Genomic DNA, 20,309 nt, shown 5'->3' with positions numbered 1-20,309 from the left:
CGCTGAAGGTGGTTGGACTTCAAGGCACCAGTCTCTACATTGTTCGCCAAGTGGAAATGAGCAAGAGGTGAGGCAGAATGAAGCCGTTGGAACTCGAAGTTTTTCCCTGCCGGAGCGACAATTTCGGCGTTCTCGTGCACGATCCGGAAAGCGGACTGACTGCGTCAATCGATGCGCCGGAAGAAAAGCCGATCGTCGAGGCCGCCGCCCGTCGCGGCTGGACGATCACCCACATCTTCACCACCCATCACCACACCGACCATGTGGAAGCAAACCTTGTGCTGAAGCAGAAGTTCGGACTGGAGATCATCGGCCCCGTCAACGAGGCGGTCGCGATCCCCGGCCTCGACCGGACAGTTGCAGATGGCGATGAGTTCCATTTCGGCGACCATCTCGTTCGCGTCATCGAAACGCCCGGGCACACGGCCGGCCATATCTGCTTCCATTTTCCGGACGACAAGATCCTGTTTGCCGCCGACACGCTGTTTGCGCTCGGTTGCGGCCGCCTGTTCGAGCGGCCCGCTGCCGACATGTGGTCTTCGCTGCAGAAGCTAGCTGTTCTACCGGATGAAACGGCGATCTATTTCGGCCATGAATACACGCTGTCCAACGCCCGTTTCGCGCTGACGATCGATCCGGACAACGAGCGGCTGAAGACCCGCGCCGCCGAGATCGAGGCCCTGCGCGCCGACGGAAAGTTCACCATTCCGACGATGATGGGCCTGGAAAAGGAAACCAACCCCTTCCTGCGCCCCGCCGATCCCGCGATCCGGCGCAACCTGATCATGGAAGGCAAGACCAACGAAGAAGTGTTTGCCGAAATCCGCAAGCGCAAGGACAATTTCTAAAACGATGACTGCGCAAGAGATCATCACTACTCTCGGCATGCAGCGCCACCCGGAAGGCGGCTGGTATGCGGAGACGTTTCGCGATGGAGACGGCACCGGGCGCGGTGCCTCGACGGCGATCTACTACTTGCTTCAAGCCGGCGAGAAATCGCACTGGCATCGGGTGCCCGATGCAGCGGAAGTCTGGCACTATTATGCCGGCGATCCGCTGCTTCTGAAGATCTCGGATGGAAAGACCGTCGAGGAAATCCGGCTCGGTGTGGATCTGGCCAGCGGCGAGCGGCCTCAAGCCGTGGTGCCGGCCGATGCCTGGCAGGCAGCAGAACCACTCGGCGCCTACACGCTGGTGGGCTGCACGGTCGCGCCGGGATTCGAGTTTGCGAGCTTCGAGATGGCAGCGCCTGGCTGGGAGCCGGGTTGAGGGCGTGCACAAACCCGAGCACAAACCGGTGTGGAGCGCCTAGTCTTCCTTGCGCTTGCCATACTTCCGTTCGTGCTGTCGCACTGTGAAATAGGCATAGGCCCATCCCAAAGCCGCGATCGAGAGCGGAAGAACGATGAACGCATATATCTGCAAACCTGTCATAGCAGCTTCCTCAATATACGCTTGCCTCCCCAATGTAGAATAGCGGCGGCAAAAAGCCAACCGGGTCCCACAACCGAAAGTATAAAAGCGTTTCCAGTCGAGACTGACGGCGCATAGATCGCCGCGGCGATCGGAGCAAACACGCCAACCGTGAGACAGGACGTCGACGCCCGGTCGAAGGAATTGGCGACGTACTTGGTTCGTTCGTTATGGATGATCGACATCGTCGGCAGATCACTCGCTGTTGCGATGGCAATCTAGCGGATAAGTTGCAGGCAACACACCCAAAGCCTGACGCTCAGGCTGCTAATCTGTTTCGACAGCTTTCGATTTCGGCCGCAGCATATCACGTGCAGCGAGCACCGCTCCACCGGTGATCAGTACGCAGGCCGCGAGGATGCGCCAGTCCGGTTCGGCAAAGCCGGAAAGCACCAGGATCAAGGTCGAGAGCAGGGGCGCGGCATAACTTGCGGCGCCGATCACCTGGATATCGCCGTTCTTCACGCCGTAATCCCAAGCGTAGAAGGCAGCGCCAACCGGCAGCAGGCCAAGGCCGACGACCGCCGCCCACTGGCTGGTGTCCGCCGGCCATATCGTGATCTCCAGCGCCAGATGGCACACAAGCGACAAAAGCGATGTGGCGAGGCAGAACCCCGTCACCACGTCGGTCGAGACACGATCGAAGCTGCGGGTCAGCAGCGAGTACCCCGCCCAGGTGAAGGCGCAGATGAAGGCTGTGCCATAACCCAGCGTATAGGCACCGTCGAACGACAGGCCGTTGCGCGAGACGATGGCAATCGTGCCGCAAAGCCCGGCAACCGCACCGGCGACGTGGTACCAGCGCAGCCGCTCGCCCGGCAGGAGCGCCGAGCCGACGACGATGAGCAGCGGCCAGAGATAGGCGATCAGACCCGCCTCGACCGCCGGCGCATTGCGCAGCGCGGTAAAATACAGAAAGTGGTAGCCGAATAATCCGCCGATCCCGATGATCCACACCTTGGCGGGCTGTTTGAGCAACCGGATGCGCTGCGGCCTGAAGGCGAACAGGATCAGCCCCGGCAGGCTGCCGATCGCAAACGTCATCGCATTCATCTGGAACGGCGGAACCTTGCCGGATGCCGCCGTCATCAGCGCCAAAAGCGACCACATCAGAATGGCCGTAAAACCGATCAGCGTACCCCGGATCTTCACTATGCCTCCTTCGGCATGAGCCGATCTGCTAATCGCCAATCTTCACGGCCGTCACGTAGAGCGGCCCCATCCTGGTCGGGATACGGGCATAGACGGGAGCATATACATTTGCTCCCTCGGCCTTGGCAAACCAGATTTCCATCGGCGTCTTGCGCAGATACTCGATATCTGTGCGTCCGCGACGGAACCCGGATTTGGGCGTATAGCGGATCGAGCAGACGATGGCCTCTCCCTTGAACCCTTCCGCCGCAAACGGCTTGGTGCCCATCGGCGACAGCACCAGATCCATGCGCGATTCACCGTCATAGATCGGCAACCGGTTCGGGCAGATCTTGGCATCGACCGGAAAGATCAGGCCGCTCAACGGGTCGAGCACGGCGCGAAGATCCTTGTCCGTCACGGGCACCCAGTTTTCCCGGTTGCGACGCGGCGGCGGGGTGACCTTCGTATCGGTCACATTACCGTTGCTGTAGGAGATATCGTAGACGCGCTTCCTCTTTCCGACATTGTAGACAAGATTATAGCGGTCAGCCTGCAGCTTCTGGCCCTCGATGCGACCCGTCACGCTGGTTTCCGCCGAAACCTTGCTGATGATATCGGCGATACCTGACGATTTGAACGTTCCGTTGATCTTGTACTGGCCGCCGTCGAATTCGCTCGAAAAGCTCGCCGTCGCGATCGGCAATATCCCGAGCGTGATACTGTAATGGCTGACCTGCCGGGTTTCGGCCGCCATCGAAGGCGTTGCTGCACCGAAACTCACAAGAGAGGACAGGGCGACGGCGAAATATGTGCGAGAAAGCATGAACGGCCCTGACGGATGAGATGGAAGCGACTTGCCTGACGAGTGTGACTGACCATAATGGCAAGAAAACAGCGACGCGCCAGCCGCAAAAGCACCAAGCGACGCCTTGAGAGTCGGAAACACAAGGTTTTGGCTTGACGCGCCGGACCTCACTGACTATAGAACCGCAACTTTCCAATCAGGACCAATTGGATCGGCATGTCGGGCATTGCCCGGAAATTGCTTCCGATTGCAGAATAGAACAAAGGTGTATCCCATGTCTCGTGTATGCGAACTGACCGGCAAGGGCGTAATGACCGGCAATAACGTCAGCCATGCCAACAACAAGACCCGTCGTCGGTTCCTGCCGAACCTGTGCCAGGTCACTCTGATCTCCGATTCGCTCGGCCAGCGCTTCCGTCTGCGGGTTTCCGCTCACGCGCTTCGCTCCGTTGAGCATCGCGGCGGTCTTGACGCTTTCCTTCTGAAGTCCAGCGAGACTGAGCTGTCCATGCGCGCTCGTCTTCTGCGTCGCCAGATTGCCAAGAAGACTGCTGAAGCAGCGACTGCTGCTGCTTAATCAGCGTCTTCAACATCACCGGCTTTGAAGAGGGCTTGACCGGATAACCGGACAAGCCCTTTCTCATGGCCATATCCGCAACTGGTGGCATACCCCAGGATAAAAAAATGCAAGCGAAACGCTATACCCTTATCTATGCCCTGCTGATGGCAGCGGTCGTCGTCGCCTCGAACTTCCTCGTACAGTTCCCTGTCACAGGAAGCCTTTTCGGAGTAGCCCTTGGCGATCTCCTGACCTGGGGCGCTTTCACCTATCCCTTCGCCTTCCTCGTCACTGACCTTACCAATCGCCAGTTCGGGACGACAATCGCACGCCGTGTGGTTCTGGTCGGCTTTATCTTCGGCGTAACGTTGTCGCTCTGGGCATCCGCTCCGCGCATCGCCATCGCCTCGGGCACCGCCTATCTGGTCGGCCAGCTTCTGGACATCTCGGTGTTCAACCGCCTGCGTCGCCAGTCCTGGTGGCAGGCGCCGCTGGCAGGCTCCCTGCTCGGATCGGCGCTTGATACACTGCTGTTCTTCTCGCTGGCCTTTGCCCCGATCTTCGCCTTCCTCGGCGCCAATGACGACTTCGCCGTCGGCTGGTCTCCGATTCTGGGCGCACTCTCGACCGAAGCCCCGCGCTGGGTTTCCTGGGCGCTCGGCGACCTCGTGGTCAAGATCCTCGTCGGAATCGTGCTGTTGCTGCCCTATGGCGCGCTGATGACCGTGTTGCGGCCGATGCCGCAGGTCACTGCAAAGACCGTGTGACATAATCAAGGGGAGCCTGAAGCTTCCCTTTCTTATTCCGCGAGCCGAAATTCCAGCATCAGGTTGCGCTGCAGGAAGTTGCCGTTGTCGTCGGAGACGAGGATGAGATGCGGGCGGCCGTCGGGCGCCTCGATCACGTCGAGACCTTCCATATTGTCGATCGCGTAGGTCATATCCGCTTCCAGCAGGACTTCGCCGTCGATTAGGGCACCCGGACGGATCTGCGCGCCATCGAAGCGGCGGATGCGCATGCCGAGGCCGCCGAGGAAGCTGAAACGGCGCTCCAGCAGCAGAAAGTCGCCGTCAGGCAGAAATGCGCCATCGGTCGCGTCATAGGGATCGTGACGGACGATCTTGAAAACGCCCTTCAGCGGCCCTTCGAGAATGGCCGCAAACATGTTGCCGTTCTGATCGAGGCTGTGTTCCGTTACCGTCACGAGCGAGCCCTTCAGCGGGCTGTCTTCAGGCGAGAGCGCCAGCGTTTCCATGCCGGCGTTCATCCGCAATTCCCTGCGGGGAAAGACGAAGTCTATGGTGCGCGTCGGGCCTGAAGCCTCGAAACCGGGATCCGGATAGGTTTCGATGCGGTGCAGCTGCTCGAAGCTTACCATTGCCTCGCCCTTACGCAGGGCAAGACCCTCCGCATCCGAATGGAACTTCGACCCCGGCCGCCCGCCCCTGTAGAGCAGTGGCGACACCTGCAGGCGGCTGAGACCCGAGAGACGGCCCTCCGCATCCCGTTCGATCTGCCCGGTCAGCCAGTGACCGGTATCGAGCACCGAAACAAAACTCTTACCGTCCGGACGGAATCGGATCGCGGATAGCGATTGCAGCATGCTGTTATTTGAGGAGAACTGCAGCCCGCCCAAAAATTCGAGCTTGCCGAAACGGGTGGCGTCAGAGCCCGTCTTGAAACGGGAAATGGTATGGACACTCGCCTCTACATCAGGACCTGCGGCACCGGCCGGCAGAGCGGCCAGTGCAGTCGACATCAGAGCCGCCGCAACGGCCACGCGGAAGGGTTTCACCGAAGCCCTCAGCCTGCCCGTCGCATACGTCCGCCGCGGGCGCCACGCGCACCACGGCCGCCCTGTGCCGACGACTTGTCGGCAAAGAGTTCGGCCAGCTGCTCGGTCATCGCGCCCGCCAGCTCGTCCGCGTCGACGATGGTGACGGCATTGCGATAGTAGCGCGTCACATCATGGCCAATGCCGATCGCCAGAAGCTCGACAGGCGACTTGGTCTCGACCTGTTCGATGACGGCGCGCAGGTGCCGCTCCAGATAGTTGCCCGGATTGACCGACAGAGTCGAATCATCGACCGGCGCACCGTCCGAGATCATCATCAGGATCTTGCGTTGTTCCGGCCGCGCGATGAGACGGTTATGGGCCCACATCAGCGCTTCGCCGTCGATGTTTTCCTTGAGCAGACCTTCGCGCATCATCAGTCCGAGATTGCGGCGCGAGCGGCGCCATGGCGCATCGGCGGACTTGTAGACGATGTGGCGCAGATCGTTGAGACGGCCAGGCGTCGCAGGCTTGCCGTTCGCAAGCCAGTTCTCGCGGCTCTGGCCGCCCTTCCAGGCTTTGGTGGTAAAGCCGAGGATCTCGACCTTCACGCCGCAGCGTTCCAACGTGCGCGCAAGGATGTCGGCGCAGGTTGCCGCAACCGTGATCGGACGGCCGCGCATGGAGCCGGAATTGTCGATCACCAGCGTCACGACCGTATCGCGGAACTGCGTATCGCGTTCTTTCTTGAAGGACAGCGGCTGCATCGGGTCGATGATCAGGCGCACCAAGCGGGCCGGATCGAGATAGCCCTCCTCCAGGTCGAAATCCCAGGAACGGTTCTGCTGCGCCATCAGGCGGCGCTGCAGCCGGTTGGCCAGACGACCGACGGCGCCCTGCAGATGCGCAAGCTGCTTGTCGAGGAAGGCACGCAGCCGCTCGAGTTCTGCTTCGTCGCACAATTCTTCGGCGGTGATCTCCTCGTCGAATTCCTGCGTGAAGATGTGATAATCCACCTTCTCGTTAAAATCGTCGAACGGGCTGTTGGGGCGGCGGGTTTCGCCCGGCGTCTCGGAGTGATCGTCGCTTTCGTCGGACATCTCCTCGTCCGACATTTCGGCGCCGTCCATCTCGCCTTCGTCCATGTCGTCGTCGGCAACGTCGCTCTGTTCGGCGGGCGCGGCGTCCGATCCGGCTTCTTCCTCGACTTCCTCGTTCTCGGTCTCGCCGCTGCTCGGCTGTTCCTCGTCGTTCTGGTTGTCGATTTCCTCAGGCTCGCTGTCGTCGCTGGCGAGATCCTCGGCCATCTGCATGGATGACAGCATGCGGCGCACGACCTTGGAAAAGGCCTGCTGGTCCTCGATGACATTTCTCAGATTGTCGAGATCGCCCGACGCCTTGTCCTCGATGAACGGACGCCAGAGGTCGAGCACCTTGCCGGCGCTTTCGGGCGGCGTCACGCCGGTCAGCTTCTCGCGAACCAGCATGGCGATCGCTTCGCCGATGGGTGCGTCTTCCTGACGCTCGATGCCGGTGAAATTCGCCTTGGCGTATTTTTCCTGATGCATCGAGTTGAGGTTGGAGGCAACGCCGGTCATTCGCAGCGCGCCGATCGATTCGATCCGGGCCTGCTCGACCGCATCGAACACAGTGCGCGCATCCGATCCCTGCGGCGCCAGATTGGCATGCATGGCCGTATCGTGGCAGGCAATCCGCAGCGCCATAGAATCGCCGAGGCCCCTTGTGACGGCAAGCTCATGAGCCGTCGGACGCCTTGAGATTTCAGGCAGACGAATGCGATCACCGGCAAGGCCGGGGCGCTCGTTGGCGAACGACACCTCGACCTCGCCATTGGCGGCAATCGACCGGACGCAGCCGGTGATCGCCCGGCGCAACGGCTCGGTATCGACCATGCCGCTGGACTTGGGCTTCGAATTGTCTCCACGACCTGACATGGCCTGCATTTCCTTCGCTTGGCGAGTTAGGTCACGCCCCTGCCGACGTTCATTAAGCGCCGAGAACCATGTTCGCGGCACTTTCCTTGAGCTCGACGCCGAAGGCGCGCTGATACTGTTCGGCCACCAGCGTGCGCTCAAGCTCGTCGCACTTGTTGAGGAAGGTGATGCGGAAGGCAAAGGCGACATCACCGAAGATCTCGGCATTCTCGGCCCAGGTGATGACCGTACGCGGGCTCATCACGGTGGACAGGTCGCCGTTGATGAAGGCGGAGCGGGTCAGATCGGCGACGCGCACCATCTTCGACACGGTTTCGCGACCTTCAGCCGTCTTGCCGAACGACTTCACCTTGGCGGCAACGATATCGACTTCCTTTTGGTGCGGCAGGTAGTTCAACGTTGTCACGATCGACCAGCGGTCCATCTGTGCCTGGTTGATCTGCTGGGTGCCGTGATAAAGGCCGGTCGTATCGCCCAGACCAACCGTGTTGGCGGTCGAGAAGATGCGGAATGCCGGGTGAGGACGAATGACGCGGCTCTGGTCGAGAAGCGTCAGGCGGCCCGACGATTCCAGCACGCGCTGAATGACGAACATCACGTCCGGACGACCTGCGTCGTATTCGTCGAACACAAGTGCGACATTGTGCTGGTAGGCCCAGGGCAGGATGCCGTCCTTGAATTCGGTGACCTGCTTGCCGTCCTTCAGCACGATCGCGTCCTTGCCGACGAGATCGATACGGCTGACGTGGCTGTCGAGGTTGACGCGCACGCAAGGCCAGTTGAGGCGGGCGGCAACCTGCTCGATATGGGTCGATTTGCCGGTTCCGTGGAAACCGGACACCATGACGCGGCGGTTATGGGCAAACCCTGCGAGGATGGCGAGCGTCGTGTCGCGGTCGAACAGGTAGTCCGGATCAAGGTCCGGAACGTAAGGGTCGCCGTGGCTGTAGGCCGGAACCCTCAAATCGGTATCAATGCCGAAAACATCCCGGACAGATACTGTGGTGTCGGGAAGGTTGGAAATGTCTAAGTCGATCTTGCTCATCATAACTCCAGGGCACGGGCAAATGCCCGGCCTTCATCCTCGCTGCCATATGTTTTTACGGCTTAGCAGAAACCCGCCTGCTTCAACAACTGGTATGCTTGAATGACAGCGCGAAAACGGTCTTCAGAACCGCGGTCTCCGCCATTGGCATCCGGGTGGTGCTTCTTGACCAGTTCCTTGTAGCGCCGCTTGATATCGGTCGAATTCGAGTTTGCCGCCAGTTCCAGCGTATCGAAAGCCTTGGCTTCCAGCGTTTTCAGCTTTCGTCCCTGCGTTTCGAACCGTCCGCCGGTGCCCGCACGGGCCTGGGAAACAAATCCGAACGGATCTTTGAAACGCTGCTGCGCGTAAGCAGTTCCGCTGGCACCGCCGGCACTGGAACGCGCGCTCGAATGCAATGGCCCGTCTTTCGCCGCCTTATTGACGCCAACCGTCCATGTGGGGCGATGACCGGTGATCGCTTCCTTCTGGTAGCGCGCAATCTCACCATCCGACAGGCCGGAGAAATAGTTGTAACCCTTGTTGTATTCCTTCACATGCTCGAAGCAGAACAGGAAGAACTGTCCTTCCGCATTTCGACCCACGGGCGCGCGGTGGGCGCCGGGATTGTTACACCCGTCCCACTGGCAGGTCGGAGCCTGCGCAGCCGTTTCCTGCTGCCTGTTCCGGCGCGTCCGGATACGGTCGAAATATTTGGAATCGAGTTTCATAAGGCTCCTATTATGGGGCCGCCGAGAAGTCGGGACAAGAATTGACAAACCGGTTTGTTGCTGGTTTCTGAGATGCCCTTCTGCGTCGCCCTGTCTGCCATCAAAGGAAGCCGAACATGACCGTAAGAGCCCGCATCGAAGCTACGCTTCGCGACAACCTTTCCCCCGATCGGCTCGAGGTGATCGACGAGAGCCAGCATCACGCCGGACATCAGCCGGATATTACAGGAACCGGCGAGACCCATATGCGGGTGCGGATCGTGTCTCCGGCATTTGCGGGAAAGAGCCGTCTCGACCGGCACCGGGCGGTGAATGCGCTGCTTAAGCCCGAACTTGACGCAGGTCTCCACGCGCTGGCGGTGGAAGCCGCAGCACCGGGCGAAGCGACGCGCTGGTAGCGGAGACCTATTCGCCGGGCAGCGCTGTCTCGACTGCCGGGCGGATTCTGAGCCGCGTGATGCGGTTCTTCTCGCGCTTCAGGACGATGAAGCGCTTGCCGTGGAAGGTGAAGGCCTGACGCTCTTCGGGGATGAGCTTCGATTCGTGGATGACGAGGCCGGCGATCGTCGTCGCTTCCTGATCCGGCAGGCTCCAGCCGAGTGCCCGGTTGAGATCTCGGATCGGCACCGAGCCATCGACCAGGATCGAGCCGTCGGCTTCCTGGCGCACGCCACGGACCTCGATATCATGCTCGTCTGCGATATCGCCGACGATTTCCTCGAGAATATCCTCCAGCGTGACAATGCCCTGCACCTCGCCATATTCGTCGACCACGACGGCGAAATGCACCTTTCGCTTCAGGAATGCGGCAAGCTGGTCCTTGAGGCTGGTACTATCGGGCACAAACCACGGCCGCTGGGCGATCTTTACGACATCGACAGGGGCCCCGTCGGCCTCCACGTCGGCAAGTGTGCGCAACAGGTCCTTGGCATGCAGCACGCCGATGATGTTTTCGGTCGAATTGCGCCACACCGGCATGCGGGTATAGGGGCTTTCGAGCACGGTGCGCACCAGAACCTCGGGCGGATCGTCGGCGTTCAAGGCGCGCATGACGGTGCGATGCCGCATAACGTCGGAGACTTCGAGCTCCTGAAGCTCGAACAGTCCGCTCAGCCGGTTGCGGTCCCGCTGCACGGGATCGCGCTCCCGGTGCCGGGCCTCGAGTGCCGAATGCAGATCGTCGCGGTCCGCAAAGACCAGCGTTTCCGGTGACAGCGACAGGCCGGACATGCGAAGCAGGCGGCGGATGACCGCGTTCAGCAGGCGCGATGGCAGGCTGCGTTTCGCGCTCATCGGCTCCGCTTTTCGTCAAGAAAGCTCAGCACTTCGGAAGACGGTACATCGTCGGCAACAAAGGACTGGCCGATCCCGTGGGTGAGGATGAAGGTGAGCTTGCCGCTCTTGACCTTCTTGTCCTGCGCAATCGCATCGAGAAGCTTTTGCGTCGGCGGCAAGTCACCTGGAATGTCGCTGATCCTGGTCGGCAGGCCGACGGCTTTCAGATGCGCCTCGACGCGGCTGGCATCATCGGGGCTTGCAAGGTTCATGCGGGCCGAGAACTGGTAGGCCAGAACCATGCCGATCGCGACGCCCTCGCCATGAACGAGGCGCTTCCCGTCGTATTCGACGGCGGCTTCCAGCGCGTGGCCGAACGTGTGACCGAGATTGAGGAGCGCCCGACGGCCGGTCTCCCGCTCGTCTTCGACAACCACATCGGATTTCGACTGGCAGCTTCTGGCAATTGCCTCGATCCGCTCGGGCTCGCCCGAGAACACGGCCTTCCAGTTCTTTTCCAGCCATTCGAAGAAATCCGGCTGGTCGATCAGTCCGTATTTGGCGACCTCGGCGTAACCTGCCCGAAACTCCCGCTCGGACAGCGTGTCGAGTGCTGCGGTATCGGCGAGAACCAGATCCGGCTGGTGGAAGACGCCGAGCAGGTTCTTGCCGTGACGGGTGTTGATGCCCGTCTTGCCGCCGACGGACGAATCCACCTGCGCCAGAAGCGAGGTCGGGATCTGCACGAAGCGCACGCCGCGCCGCACGATGCCCGCCGCAAACCCTGCGAGATCGCCGATCACGCCGCCGCCAAGCGCGATCACCGCATCGTTACGTTCAATCCGCGCCGACAGAACCATGTCGCAGACGGTTGACAGGTGTTCGAGGCTCTTGGTCTTTTCGCCAGCCGGCAGCGTCAACGACACGGCTTCGATGCCGTCGGTCTGCAGACTGTCCATCAGTGCTTCGAGATAGAGCGGCGCCACATTTTCGTCCGTGACGATGGCTGCACGGCGACCTTTCAGCCGCGAGGTGATCTCGCCGCCGGCGCGCTCGATGAGGCCGGGGCCGATCAGAATATCGTAGGCGCGCCCTTGGAGCGGCACATGCACCAGGCGTTCGGAAGCACGGGAGAATTGGTTCATGGCATGTCACCTGTCTTTGCAAGGCCGGCCTTGGGAAGCCCGGCCAGCGCTTTTAGCACCTCGTTGACCATCACGTCCTTGCGGACATTATGCGACAGCACGGTGAGATCGGCTTCGGCATAGATCGGGTAGCGCTGGATCATCAGGTTCTCCAGCGTCTGCTTCGGGTTTTCGGTTTTCAGAAGCGGGCGGTGATCGCGCCGGTTGACGCGCTCCCACAGAACATCCAGATCCGCTTTCAACCAGAGCGAAACGCCGCCGGCCTTGATCTGCGCGCGGGTCGCCTCGTTGATGAAGGCACCGCCGCCGGTGGAGACCACCCGCGGTCCCTGCTTCAGCAACCGCTCGATGACCCGCGTTTCCAGTGCCCGGAATTCCGTTTCTCCGTATGCGGCAAAAAGCTCCGAGATCGTCATTCGGGAGACTTTTTCGATTTCCGCGTCGGTATCGACGAAGGGCACGTTGAGCGCCTGGGCGACCAGCTTTCCGATCACCGACTTGCCCGCTCCCATCAGGCCGACAAGGGTCAGGTTGCGGCCATCGAGTGCCGCGCTCGCCCGCTGCTTGAGCGACTGTTCCGCAATGGATGCAACTTCGTTCATCGTCTCGTCCGTTTGCGAAACGGTATCGACAAATGCGGGATGGGCGTCAAGCCGCGCGGCGCCTGAAACACCGCCCTCACCGTTTCTTCTTGTCGATCTATAAACATTTACGGATATAGTGCAGCGCAACGAAGCGGAGTTCTCGATGCCTACCCTGTTCCGGTTTCTATTCGTGCTCGCGGTCATCGCTGGCATCATCTACGGAAGCATGGTGGCACTGGTCTTTCTGGTGGAGCCGCGCGAACGCGATGTCACCGTGCGCGTGCCCTCCGAACGGCTGAACCCGCCCGCCCAGAAGCCCTGACCGCCTGACAAGGATAGGACGAACCAATGGCCGACCTGTCTCGCGCTCACATCGAAGCCTTTCTGGAAATGATGAGCGCCGAACGCGGCGCGGCGATGAACACGCTGTCCTCCTATGAACGCGATCTGGAGGACATGCATTCCTTCCTCGCAACCCGCAAATCGACGCCGTCTTCCGCGCAAAGCGCCGATCTGTCGGCCTATCTCGGCCATCTCGGCAAGCAGGGCTTTGCCGCGTCCTCGCAGGCAAGACGCCTTTCTGCCATGCGGCAATTCTACAAGTTCCTCTATGCCGAAGGCCTGCGCACCGACGATCCGACATCCATTCTGGACGCCCCGAAGAAGGGCCGTTCGCTGCCGAAGATCATGACCGAGGCAGACGTGACACGTCTCTTAAGTCTTGCCATCGAGGAAGCGGCACAGCCGGGACCCGATCAGATTTCCCGCGCCCGCATGCTGGCGCTGCTCGAGCTTCTGTATGCAACGGGGATGCGGGTGAGCGAACTCGTCTCTCTGCCGGCAAAGGTGCTGGACCAGGAAGGCCGGTTCCTGATGGTGCGCGGCAAGGGCAACAAAGAACGGCTGGTGCCGCTCTCCCGCTCGGCCATCGCCGCGATGAAAGTTTATGGCGAAATGCGGAGCAGCCGCGAAAAAGATGCGGAGAGCATCTGGCTCTTCCCTTCCAGCAGCAAGGAAGGTTATCTTCCCCGCCAGGTTTTCGCCCGCGACCTCAAGGGACTGGCGGCGCGGGCGGGCTTAAAAACCGCTGCGATCTCGCCGCATGTGATGCGTCACGCCTTTGCAAGCCATCTTTTGGCAAACGGCGCCGACCTTCGAGTGGTACAGGAACTGCTTGGACATTCAGACATTTCCACCACTCAAATATACACTCATGTCCTGGAAGAACGGCTTCGCCAGACGGTGCAAACACATCACCCTCTTGCAAAACAGGCCAAAAACCGGGATTAGAAGCCCCGATCGAAAATTGGAACGCTACGTTCCTCAAGAGAAAAACAACCGGAAACCGGATCTCATGCAAACGTATCTCGACTTCGAAAAGCCAATCTCTGACCTCGAGGGCAAGATCCACGAGCTCAAGAAGCTCACGGACGAGAATGAAGGCATAGACACGACCGACGAGATCACCCGCCTTGAAGGCCGGGTGAAGGAAGCGGTCAAGGACATCTATTCCAAGCTCGGCGCCTGGGAAAAGACGCAGGTTGCCCGCCATCCGCAGCGCCCGCATTTCGTCGATTACGCCGCAAAGCTGTTTACCGATTTCACGCCGCTTGCCGGCGACCGCAATTTCGGTGAGGACGCGGCGATCCAGGCAGGCCTTGCCCGTTTCAACGGCATGCCTGTCGCGCTGATGGGCCAGGAAAAGGGTCACGACACCAAGAGCCGCCTGAAGCACAATTTCGGCAGCCCGCGTCCTGAAGGCTATCGCAAGGCGATCCGCATCATGGAAATGGCCGATCGCTTCGGTCTTCCGATCATCTCCCTGATTGATACGGCAGGCGCCTATCCGGGCGTCGGCGCGGAAGAGCGCGGCCAGGCGGAAGCCATCGCCCGCTCGACGGAAATGTGCCTTGGCGTGAAAGTCCCGTTGATCTCGATCGTCATCGGCGAAGGCGGCTCCGGCGGTGCGATTGCCATCGCCACCGGCAACCGGGTCTACATGCTGGAGCATTCGATCTATTCGGTGATTTCACCTGAAGGTGCAGCTTCGATCCTGTGGCGCGATTCGACCCGCGCCCGTGAAGCTGCGACCAACATGAAGATCACCTCCGACGACCTGAAGGGTCTCGGCATCATCGACGAGATCATTCCGGAGCCGATCGGCGGCGCCCATCGCGATCCAGAAACCGTTATTGCTGCCACCGGCAAGGTGATTGCTTCGGCTCTGGAAGAACTTGGAAAGCTCTCCGGCATCGAGTTGCGCAACCAGCGCCGGCAGAAATTCCTCGATATCGGCCGCAACCTGTAGGATTAGGCGTAAAACCGATCGTCTGCCCCTGAAATTGCCAAAATCGCCGGTATAGGACTTTGGCAATTGCCGGTGTGCGGTGAAAACCGCGGCGGTTTCGCTAGACAGCCGCGTGCAAGCGTTTAAGAAGATGTAAAGCTTACCGTCTTATTGATCGTGTCTCGTACGGTTTTGTTCGCCATTCCTGATATGTGGTTTGTCTCGATGCGCCTGAAACACATCGCCTTCGCCCTTCTTGTCGCAACGGCCCTTACCGGCTGTAACGATACGCTGGACTCTGCAAAGATCGATCTCTCGACCGTCAAGAACAAGAAGGAGCAGCCTCTTCCTTCCAGCATCGTTGCCGAGATGCAAAAGAGGAACATGCCGCGCCAGTCGCCGATCATGATCCGCATCCTCAAGGAAGAGGGTAAGCTCGAGATCTGGAAGGCGAAGGCCGACAACCGCTTCGACGTCATCAAGAGCTATGACATCTGCGCCTGGTCCGGAAAGCTCGGACCGAAGGTGAAGGAAGGCGACCGTCAGGCGCCGGAAGGCTTCTACAGCCTGACCCCTGCGCACCTGAACCCCAATTCGCAGTATTACCTCGCCATCAACACCGGCTTCCCGAACCGCTACGACGCCGCCAACGGCCGCAGCGGCACCAATCTGATGATCCACGGCGCCTGCTCGTCGTCGGGTTGCTACTCCATGACCGACGAACAGGTTCTGGAAATCTACGCCTTTGCACGCGACGCCTTTAAGGGCGGCCAGACCTCGATCCAGCTGCAGGCGCTTCCCTTCCGCATGAGCGCGGAAAACATGGTGCGCCACCGCGACAACCAGAACTATGACTTCTGGAAGATGATCAAGACCGGCTACGACAATTTCGAAGTGACGAAGCGCCCGCCGGAAGTGAACGTCTGCGAAAAGAAGTACGTTTTCAACCAGCAGACCGACAGCAACGGCAAGTTCGCACCGGCCGCCGCCTGCCCGACCATGTCGACGCCGCCGACGCTGGTATCCGCACTGTCGTCCTATTCCAAGACCTACGACCTCGCCTATCAGAAGGCGATGGACAAGTATGACGGCAAGGTCTGGTACGAGCCGACGGAAGCCGAGCGCAAGGCCGTCGTTGCCGGCAAGCGCAAGGGCCGTGAACTCGCCTATGCACCAACAGGCACGTCGCTGGAAGCCGGCAAGCTGCTGAGCCAGTCGGAATTCAAGCAGATGATGGAAAAGCGCATGGCCTCGGGCGGCGAGAAGCCGGCGACCACCGTGCTTGCCTCCGCTGGCCCGACGTCTGCCCGTACAGCCTCGATCAACGAGCGCATGATGGTAAAGCAGGACCGCCTGCCTGCAACGACGACCGGCTCGATTGCCAATACGCAGTTGCGTGGCGCCCAGACCACCAGCGTTCCATCGGCGCCGGCACCAAAGGCTGCAACGCCGACCGTTCAGACAGCGCAGGGCACGACCGTTGCCGTTCCTGTGCCGGAACAGAACCCGCTTGCCTATACGGCAACGCAACCGGTGACCGAGACCGCCAAGAAGCCCGCCTGGAAGTTCTGGTCCAAGGACTGACGCCCAGTGCCTGGGGAAGCCCTCGGAGAGACCTATGATCTTCGCGGGCTGAAATGCCCCCTGCCCGTGCTGAAGACCCGCAAGCGTCTGAAATCCATGGAAACAGGCGCGTCTCTCACCCTGGAAACCACCGATCCGCTTGCCGGCATCGATATCCCGCATTTCTGCAGCCAGGACGGCCACGTCCTGCTCTCGTCCGAGCGGACCGAGACGGGCCACAGGTTCGTGATCCGCAAGGGTTGATCCCGGCGACAGGCTCAAGCGTGAGCCGGTGCCAGACGGCGCAGCCTTAGAACTGCATGCCCGGCACGGCCAGCGGATTGTCTTCGAGCGCCGCACGATCCGGACGATCGATCTGCGGCTTGCCTGTGAAGGCCGCGAAAAGATCCTGCACGAACGCCTCCGGCAGATCCTGGGTGATCAGCACCATGCGCGTCAGACGATCGGAGCCTTCAGGCCATTTCGCCAGCCGTTCCGGCGGATGGAAAATGCTCTGCACGCCGTGCAGCACCAGCGGACGCTCGAGATTATCGGACATCGCCACGATCGCCTTCATGCGCAGAAGCTTTTCGCCATGCGCCGAGCGCAGCAGATCCACGAACATGCTGAGCGCCATCGGCTCGATCGGCTTGTCGTGGACGATCGAGAAGGAGCGAATGTTGGCGCCGTGCCGGTTTACATCGTGATGATGGTGGCCGTGATCATGAGGATCGTGCTTATGGTCGTGATGGTCGTGCCCGTGCCCGTGCCCATCGTGCCCATGCCCATGAGCCTCATGCGCGTGATCGTGCGCCACTTCTTCCCGCAGCCAGCGGCCGACATCGGCGATCTTTGTTTCCGGATCGTAGAGCCCGTTGACGAGGATCGCGGCGGCACCGGTGCTTTCGTCATCGCCATCGACGATGGGTGCCCGCGGGTTGAGCGCGCGCAGCCGGGCCCGCAGCGCGTCGCTCTCCTCCGGTGTGGACATGGAAAGCTTGGAGAGAACCAGCCGGTCGGCGACCGCAGCCTGCTTGACCGCTTCCGGATGACGATCGAGCGTCGAGATACCGTTGACCGCATCGACAACGGTGACGACGCCGTCGAGCTCGAAATTCTGCGCGATGACCGGGTTTCCCATGACCGACTGCATGACCGGCGCCGGATCGGCAAGGCCTGTCGTTTCGATGACCACCCGGTGGATCGGCTTCAGCCGCCCGGTCTGCACGCCGTCCATCAGCGTGGCGAGCGTATCGATCAGCTCTCCGCGCACGGTGCAGCACAGGCAGCCGTTGGAAAGTTCAAGCAGCGCATCGCCCGAGCTTTCGACCAGGAAATTGTCGATGCTCACATCGCCGAATTCGTTGATGATGACGGCCGTGTTGCTGGCGGCCGGATCCTTCAGGATCCGGTTGAGAAGCGTGGACTTGCCCGCCCCCAGAAAGCCGGTGAGGATCGAAACCGGAATGCGACCGCTAAAGGACATGTTTTAGTACCTTAAAGTTCAGCCCGCTCTTTAGAGATTGGCTGGGCGCGGCTGCGGGATCGGCACGGACTTTGTGCCCGTATTGGCATCCGGCACGTCTTCGCCGCCGAGGATGAGGCTTGTCACCGCATATTGCGGTGGCCGCGTCATCTCGTGGATAAAGGGCGAATGCAGAACGGTTCGCCCGGCATCGTCGCGATTTTCACTGCGGACTTTGGCAGCCTTCGGATTGCAGATCTCGGCGCTGACATCATTCACCTCGGCCGTGTTTCCATAGGGCGGCAGCGAGGCGAGCGGCACGCCTTCGTTTGCCTGGGAGGTGAGCCCCTGCTGCAGAAGGTTCGCAGTATCATCCGCCCGGCCGGCGAGACTGTCGGACCCGAGCACGACCGAAATCACCGTGCGGCCGTTGCGGGTGGCCGAGCCGATCTGGTTGAAGCCGGCGGCGCAGATGAAACCGGTCTTCATGCCGTCGGCCCCATCAAAGCGGCCGATCAGCGTGTTGAAGTTCGGATACTGCTTCTTGCCGGTATCGATGCCTTCCAGCGAGAAATAGCTCTGGTACTGCGGAAATTCCCGCTTCAGCGCCAGCGTCAGCACGGCGAGATCGCGCGCCGTGGTAAACTGGCCCTTGCCCGGCAAGCCATGCGGATTGATGAAATGGCTCGATGCCATGCCGAGCCCCTGCGCTTCGGAATTCATCATTTCCACGAACTGGTCGAGCGAGCCACCCACCGTTTCGGCGACGGCCACGGCGATATCGTTGGCAGACTTGACGAGAAGGATCTTCATCGCATTGTCGAGCGTCAGCCGCGTGCCCGGTTTGAAATACATCTTGCTGGCCGGCTGGTCCGTCGCCTTCTTGCTCATCACCACCTGGGTTTCGAGCGAAAGACGGCCGCTTTTGATCGCCTTGAAGGTGACATAGGCCGTCATCAGCTTGGTCAGCGAAGCCGGATACCATTTCAGGAACGCATCCTGATGGGCGATGACCCGCCCGCTCTTCACATCGACGATCAGCCGCGGATTGGCCGCAGCGCTGCCGGCGGAAACGAGGAGGCCTAGTGCCGCAATGGCGGAGACCACCCGAACGGCGGTCGCGGATTTCAGATGCAAGAATGACAAGAGCGTTCCTCGTCGCTGGAGCCGGAATTGGAGGCCCGAAACGTTTGGCGCATATGTGGCCACTGTGGCCAAGCAATGGCAAAGATGATTGATTACGTCAATCAGGCGAGGCACACTCCCTTCGGGAGGATGGGTCACAACCTTATGAACAGCAGCAGCGACAGGAAATCCGAATGCCCATCTTGAACCGAGCCGCCGAACTTCAAGGCGAAGTCAGCGAATGGCGCCGACACCTCCATCAGACCCCCGAAATCCTCTATGACGTCGTTGAGACCGCAGCCTTCGTAGCCGCTAAGCTGAAGGAATTCGGCGTCGACGAGGTCGCGACCGGCATCGGCCGCACCGGCGTTGTCGGCATCATCAGGGGCAAGGGCGCCGCGGGCTCAGGCGCAGGGAGCAGTGGACGCACGATCGGTCTGCGCGCCGACATGGACGCGCTGCCGCTGACCGAACTCACGGGAAAGACCTGGGCCTCGAAAACCCCTGGCAAGATGCATGCCTGCGGCCATGACGGGCACACGTCCATGCTGCTGGGTGCTGCAAAATACCTTGCCGAAACCCGCAATTTCGAAGGCTCCGTGGCGCTGATCTTCCAGCCCGCCGAAGAAGGCGGCGCCGGCGCGCTGGCGATGATCGAAGACGGCATGATGGAGCGCTTCGGCATCGACGAAGTCTACGGCATGCACAATATGCCGGGCATTCCGGTCGGCCAGTTTGCCATCCGCAAGGGCGGCATCATGGCCGCACCCGACCGCTTCACCATCACCATCAAGGGTCGCGGCGGCCACGCGGCCCAGCCTCACAAGACGATCGACCCGATCTTCATCGGCTCGCAGCTGGTGGGCAGCCTGCAGGCAATCGCCGCCCGCAATGCGGACCCCGTCCAGTCGGTGGTGATATCAGTGACCCGCTTCGATGCCGGAACGACACACAATATCATCCCCGACAACGCGATCATCATGGGCACCGTGCGCACGCTGAACGAGGACACCCGCGATCTCGCCGAAAACCGCATCCGCCAGATCGTCGAAGGCTTGGCAAGCGCCCACGGCGCCGGCTGGTCGATCGACTATGAGCGCAAATGCCCTGTCACCTCCAACCACGACAGCGAGACCGACCACGCAATCGGCGTCGCCTCATCGATCGTCGGCGCCGCCAATGTGGATGCCAACGTCGAACCGACCATGGCCGGCGAAGACTTCGCCTTCATGCTAAAACGCCGCCCCGGCGCCTTCATCTTCATCGGCAACGGCGATACGGCAGCCCTTCACAACCCCAACTACGACTTCGACGACGAAGCCCTCGCCTACGGCATCTCCTACTGGGTCAAGCTCACGGAGCAGCGCCTGTCACCATAACCCGCAGAAAAACACTTGGCTAAACCCATCA

The 20,309-nt window shown here is 60.9% G+C and carries 22 protein-coding genes and 1 pseudogene; 11 read left to right on the top strand and 12 right to left on the bottom strand.

Annotated elements, in window-relative coordinates; translation table 11 throughout:
* Positions 1-77: 77 nt before the first annotated feature.
* Entirely contained in the window at positions 78-848 is a 771-nt protein-coding gene (gene gloB / locus AC0JZ8_RS07735) for a hydroxyacylglutathione hydrolase (RefSeq protein ID WP_471892194.1), read from the top strand.
* A gap of 4 nt (positions 849-852) precedes the next feature.
* Complete coding sequence (locus tag AC0JZ8_RS07730; protein WP_430250918.1) at positions 853-1,269, top strand: cupin domain-containing protein; 417 nt, start codon at positions 853-855, stop codon at positions 1,267-1,269.
* 39 nt (positions 1,270-1,308) lie between these two features.
* Here the strand turns inward: AC0JZ8_RS07730 and AC0JZ8_RS07725 are convergent, their stop codons facing one another.
* The 3 genes from AC0JZ8_RS07725 to AC0JZ8_RS07715 all read right to left on the bottom strand — a co-directional run bounded on the left by AC0JZ8_RS07725 (position 1,309) and on the right by AC0JZ8_RS07715 (position 3,430).
* Positions 1,309-1,434, bottom strand: a complete 126-nt coding sequence (locus tag AC0JZ8_RS07725) for a hypothetical protein (RefSeq protein WP_256413811.1) — start codon at positions 1,432-1,434, stop codon at positions 1,309-1,311.
* Between the two features lie 306 nt (positions 1,435-1,740).
* Complete coding sequence (gene yddG / locus AC0JZ8_RS07720) at positions 1,741-2,625, bottom strand: aromatic amino acid exporter YddG (RefSeq protein WP_471892193.1); 885 nt, start codon at positions 2,623-2,625, stop codon at positions 1,741-1,743.
* A gap of 28 nt (positions 2,626-2,653) precedes the next feature.
* The gene (locus AC0JZ8_RS07715) at positions 2,654-3,430 is read right to left on the bottom strand and encodes a DUF3108 domain-containing protein (RefSeq protein WP_471892192.1); all 777 of its coding nucleotides are present in this window, start codon (positions 3,428-3,430) and stop codon (positions 2,654-2,656) included.
* A 256-nt stretch (positions 3,431-3,686) separates the two neighbouring features.
* Here AC0JZ8_RS07715 and rpmB point away from each other — a divergent pair, with 256 nt between their 5' ends.
* The gene (gene rpmB, locus AC0JZ8_RS07710; RefSeq protein ID WP_062461777.1) at positions 3,687-3,989 is read left to right on the top strand and encodes a 50S ribosomal protein L28; all 303 of its coding nucleotides are present in this window, start codon (positions 3,687-3,689) and stop codon (positions 3,987-3,989) included.
* A 107-nt stretch (positions 3,990-4,096) separates the two neighbouring features.
* The gene (locus AC0JZ8_RS07705) at positions 4,097-4,738 is read left to right on the top strand and encodes a queuosine precursor transporter (RefSeq protein WP_062461780.1); all 642 of its coding nucleotides are present in this window, start codon (positions 4,097-4,099) and stop codon (positions 4,736-4,738) included.
* A gap of 32 nt (positions 4,739-4,770) precedes the next feature.
* Here the strand turns inward: AC0JZ8_RS07705 and AC0JZ8_RS07700 are convergent, their stop codons facing one another.
* The 4 genes from AC0JZ8_RS07700 to AC0JZ8_RS07685 all read right to left on the bottom strand — a co-directional run bounded on the left by AC0JZ8_RS07700 (position 4,771) and on the right by AC0JZ8_RS07685 (position 9,455).
* Positions 4,771-5,730, bottom strand: coding sequence for an esterase-like activity of phytase family protein (locus tag AC0JZ8_RS07700; protein ID WP_471892191.1), 960 nt, complete (start codon positions 5,728-5,730; stop codon positions 4,771-4,773).
* 44 nt (positions 5,731-5,774) lie between these two features.
* Positions 5,775-7,700, bottom strand: a complete 1,926-nt coding sequence (gene cobT / locus AC0JZ8_RS07695; protein ID WP_471892190.1) for a cobaltochelatase subunit CobT — start codon at positions 7,698-7,700, stop codon at positions 5,775-5,777.
* 52 nt (positions 7,701-7,752) lie between these two features.
* Entirely contained in the window at positions 7,753-8,745 is a 993-nt protein-coding gene (cobS, locus tag AC0JZ8_RS07690; RefSeq protein WP_092660946.1) for a cobaltochelatase subunit CobS, read from the bottom strand.
* Between the two features lie 62 nt (positions 8,746-8,807).
* Positions 8,808-9,455, bottom strand: a complete 648-nt coding sequence (locus AC0JZ8_RS07685; protein ID WP_471892189.1) for a J domain-containing protein — start codon at positions 9,453-9,455, stop codon at positions 8,808-8,810.
* Between the two features lie 116 nt (positions 9,456-9,571).
* Between AC0JZ8_RS07685 and AC0JZ8_RS07680 the strand changes: the two genes are divergently transcribed.
* Positions 9,572-9,853, top strand: coding sequence for a BolA family protein (locus AC0JZ8_RS07680; RefSeq protein WP_062581759.1), 282 nt, complete (start codon positions 9,572-9,574; stop codon positions 9,851-9,853).
* 7 nt (positions 9,854-9,860) lie between these two features.
* Here AC0JZ8_RS07680 and AC0JZ8_RS07675 read toward each other — a convergent pair.
* The 3 genes and pseudogenes from AC0JZ8_RS07675 to AC0JZ8_RS07665 form a co-directional block, all read right to left on the bottom strand.
* Positions 9,861-10,724, bottom strand: a pseudogene (locus AC0JZ8_RS07675) (transporter associated domain-containing protein); the annotation flags it as partial.
* Between the two features lie 20 nt (positions 10,725-10,744).
* Positions 10,745-11,875 carry a 3-dehydroquinate synthase gene (gene aroB / locus AC0JZ8_RS07670; protein WP_471892188.1) on the bottom strand — a complete coding sequence of 377 codons (1,131 nt, stop codon included), beginning with the start codon at positions 11,873-11,875 and terminating at the stop codon, positions 10,745-10,747.
* The gene (locus tag AC0JZ8_RS07665) at positions 11,872-12,477 is read right to left on the bottom strand and encodes a shikimate kinase (RefSeq protein ID WP_062581752.1); all 606 of its coding nucleotides are present in this window, start codon (positions 12,475-12,477) and stop codon (positions 11,872-11,874) included. Before AC0JZ8_RS07665 ends, aroB begins: the two co-directional genes overlap by 4 nt.
* A gap of 145 nt (positions 12,478-12,622) precedes the next feature.
* Here AC0JZ8_RS07665 and AC0JZ8_RS07660 point away from each other — a divergent pair, with 145 nt between their 5' ends.
* The 5 genes from AC0JZ8_RS07660 (at position 12,623) to AC0JZ8_RS07640 (ending at position 16,573) form a co-directional block, all read left to right on the top strand.
* On the top strand, positions 12,623-12,781 hold the full coding sequence (locus tag AC0JZ8_RS07660; RefSeq protein ID WP_092660944.1) for a hypothetical protein: 159 nt from the start codon (positions 12,623-12,625) through the stop codon (positions 12,779-12,781).
* A gap of 26 nt (positions 12,782-12,807) precedes the next feature.
* Positions 12,808-13,749 carry a site-specific tyrosine recombinase XerD gene (xerD, locus tag AC0JZ8_RS07655; protein ID WP_113111772.1) on the top strand — a complete coding sequence of 314 codons (942 nt, stop codon included), beginning with the start codon at positions 12,808-12,810 and terminating at the stop codon, positions 13,747-13,749.
* Between the two features lie 64 nt (positions 13,750-13,813).
* Entirely contained in the window at positions 13,814-14,767 is a 954-nt protein-coding gene (locus tag AC0JZ8_RS07650; protein ID WP_092659372.1) for an acetyl-CoA carboxylase carboxyltransferase subunit alpha, read from the top strand.
* A gap of 204 nt (positions 14,768-14,971) precedes the next feature.
* Entirely contained in the window at positions 14,972-16,330 is a 1,359-nt protein-coding gene (locus AC0JZ8_RS07645) for a L,D-transpeptidase family protein (RefSeq protein ID WP_471892187.1), read from the top strand.
* Between the two features lie 6 nt (positions 16,331-16,336).
* On the top strand, positions 16,337-16,573 hold the full coding sequence (locus AC0JZ8_RS07640; protein ID WP_062461809.1) for a sulfurtransferase TusA family protein: 237 nt from the start codon (positions 16,337-16,339) through the stop codon (positions 16,571-16,573).
* A 46-nt stretch (positions 16,574-16,619) separates the two neighbouring features.
* Here AC0JZ8_RS07640 and AC0JZ8_RS07635 read toward each other — a convergent pair whose 3' ends face one another.
* A complete protein-coding gene (locus AC0JZ8_RS07635; RefSeq protein WP_092659370.1) occupies positions 16,620-17,795 on the bottom strand; it encodes a CobW family GTP-binding protein in 1,176 nt (391 codons plus the stop codon).
* A gap of 30 nt (positions 17,796-17,825) precedes the next feature.
* Positions 17,826-18,911: a D-alanyl-D-alanine carboxypeptidase family protein gene (locus tag AC0JZ8_RS07630; protein WP_244476246.1), complete on the bottom strand. Its 1,086-nt coding sequence runs from the start codon at positions 18,909-18,911 to the stop codon at positions 17,826-17,828.
* Between the two features lie 182 nt (positions 18,912-19,093).
* Between AC0JZ8_RS07630 and AC0JZ8_RS07625 the strand changes: the two genes are divergently transcribed.
* Entirely contained in the window at positions 19,094-20,278 is a 1,185-nt protein-coding gene (locus AC0JZ8_RS07625; RefSeq protein ID WP_113166672.1) for a M20 aminoacylase family protein, read from the top strand.
* Positions 20,279-20,309: the final 31 nt, after the last annotated feature.

This window comes from Velazquezella soli (genome assembly GCF_977018685.1).
The sequence above is the reverse complement of the archived record's forward strand: the minus strand, read 5'-3'. Positions and strand labels throughout refer to the sequence as shown.

Coding starts and splice junctions, on each gene's coding strand:
- gloB (WP_471892194.1), top strand. CDS start 78: ATGAAGCCGTTGGAACTCGAAGTTTTTCCCTGCCGGAGCGACAATTTC.
- AC0JZ8_RS07730 (WP_430250918.1), top strand. CDS start 853: ATGACTGCGCAAGAGATCATCACTACTCTCGGCATGCAGCGCCACCCG.
- AC0JZ8_RS07725 (WP_256413811.1), bottom strand. CDS start 1,434: ATGACAGGTTTGCAGATATATGCGTTCATCGTTCTTCCGCTCTCGATC.
- AC0JZ8_RS07715 (WP_471892192.1), bottom strand. CDS start 3,430: ATGCTTTCTCGCACATATTTCGCCGTCGCCCTGTCCTCTCTTGTGAGT.
- rpmB (WP_062461777.1), top strand. CDS start 3,687: ATGTCTCGTGTATGCGAACTGACCGGCAAGGGCGTAATGACCGGCAAT.
- AC0JZ8_RS07705 (WP_062461780.1), top strand. CDS start 4,097: ATGCAAGCGAAACGCTATACCCTTATCTATGCCCTGCTGATGGCAGCG.
- AC0JZ8_RS07700 (WP_471892191.1), bottom strand. CDS start 5,730: ATGTCGACTGCACTGGCCGCTCTGCCGGCCGGTGCCGCAGGTCCTGAT.
- cobT (WP_471892190.1), bottom strand. CDS start 7,700: ATGTCAGGTCGTGGAGACAATTCGAAGCCCAAGTCCAGCGGCATGGTC.
- cobS (WP_092660946.1), bottom strand. CDS start 8,745: ATGAGCAAGATCGACTTAGACATTTCCAACCTTCCCGACACCACAGTA.
- AC0JZ8_RS07685 (WP_471892189.1), bottom strand. CDS start 9,455: ATGAAACTCGATTCCAAATATTTCGACCGTATCCGGACGCGCCGGAAC.
- AC0JZ8_RS07680 (WP_062581759.1), top strand. CDS start 9,572: ATGACCGTAAGAGCCCGCATCGAAGCTACGCTTCGCGACAACCTTTCC.
- aroB (WP_471892188.1), bottom strand. CDS start 11,875: ATGAACCAATTCTCCCGTGCTTCCGAACGCCTGGTGCATGTGCCGCTC.
- AC0JZ8_RS07665 (WP_062581752.1), bottom strand. CDS start 12,477: ATGAACGAAGTTGCATCCATTGCGGAACAGTCGCTCAAGCAGCGGGCG.
- AC0JZ8_RS07660 (WP_092660944.1), top strand. CDS start 12,623: ATGCCTACCCTGTTCCGGTTTCTATTCGTGCTCGCGGTCATCGCTGGC.
- xerD (WP_113111772.1), top strand. CDS start 12,808: ATGGCCGACCTGTCTCGCGCTCACATCGAAGCCTTTCTGGAAATGATG.
- AC0JZ8_RS07650 (WP_092659372.1), top strand. CDS start 13,814: ATGCAAACGTATCTCGACTTCGAAAAGCCAATCTCTGACCTCGAGGGC.
- AC0JZ8_RS07645 (WP_471892187.1), top strand. CDS start 14,972: ATGCGCCTGAAACACATCGCCTTCGCCCTTCTTGTCGCAACGGCCCTT.
- AC0JZ8_RS07635 (WP_092659370.1), bottom strand. CDS start 17,795: ATGTCCTTTAGCGGTCGCATTCCGGTTTCGATCCTCACCGGCTTTCTG.
- AC0JZ8_RS07625 (WP_113166672.1), top strand. CDS start 19,094: ATGCCCATCTTGAACCGAGCCGCCGAACTTCAAGGCGAAGTCAGCGAA.